Below are 821 nucleotides of genomic sequence, written 5' to 3'. Positions count from 1 at the left end.
GGTTTTGTTGCAACGGCTGAATAGGGGCGCAGAGAGGCCTGATGCGAGGTCAATCAGTCGGCGAGGATTTCGAACTGCTCGGCCAGGGACGGATTCGGATTGAAGGCGTACCTCGCCTGTCGCTTGCGCATCATGTGAATCATTTCGATGCCGGAAAGGATAGTAGTGGCGGTAGCCGTCGATTTGAATCCGAGCATCGGCCGGACTCGGCGCTTGATGCGCCGATGGTCCTGCTCGATCCGATTGTTCAAATACTGGCTCCGGCGGATGCGAATCGGCTTCAGCCGGCGCCGGGCGCGATCCTGCAAGCGACTTGTGGTGTCGCAGGAAACGATCGCCTCGTGGTTGGTCTGGCTCCCGTCGATGACGACGCGATCCGGTCGGCCATGACGCTCGAGCGCCTTTCTGAAGAAGCGCTTGGCCGCCGGCAGGTCGCGCTGCTCGCTGAACCAAAACTCGACTGTGTCACCGACACCGTCGATGGCGCGATAGAGATACATCCACTGGCCGCGGACCTTGATGTAGGTCTCGTCGACATGCCATTTGCCGGTCACGCTACGCTTGCGCCGGTTGAAGCGCTCGAGCAACAAGGGCGAGAAACGAACGGTCCAGCGGTGGATGGTCGTGTGATCGACCGTAATGCCGCGCTCGGCCATCATCTCCTCAAGATCACGCAGGCTCAGATTGTAGGCCAGGTACCAGCGCACGCAAAGCAGGATCACGGACTGGTCGAACTGACGGCCTTTGAACATTGCAATCCTCCGAAAATGATCGAAGGCTCCTTGCCACAGCGCTGGTAATCAAAAGGTTGCAACAGATCC

General features: G+C 59.1%; 1 protein-coding gene. It reads right to left on the bottom strand.

Annotation, left to right across the window (positions count from 1 at the left end; genetic code table 11):
• Nucleotides 1-53: 53 nt before the first annotated feature.
• Nucleotides 54-752, bottom strand: coding sequence for an IS6 family transposase (locus EOC06_RS38020; protein WP_128310159.1), 699 nt, complete (start codon nucleotides 750-752; stop codon nucleotides 54-56).
• Nucleotides 753-821 lie beyond the last annotated feature (69 nt).

This window comes from Mesorhizobium sp. M7A.F.Ca.MR.362.00.0.0 (genome assembly GCF_004023175.1).
Classification (GTDB): Bacteria; Pseudomonadota; Alphaproteobacteria; order Rhizobiales; family Rhizobiaceae; genus Mesorhizobium.
Note: the sequence above shows the minus strand (reverse complement) of the source record. Positions and strands in the feature narration are given on the sequence as shown.

Bases quoted from the DNA above. Each gene is read 5' to 3' on its own strand.
- EOC06_RS38020 (WP_128310159.1), bottom strand. From the start codon at position 752: ATGTTCAAAGGCCGTCAGTTCGACCAGTCCGTGATCCTGCTTTGCGTG.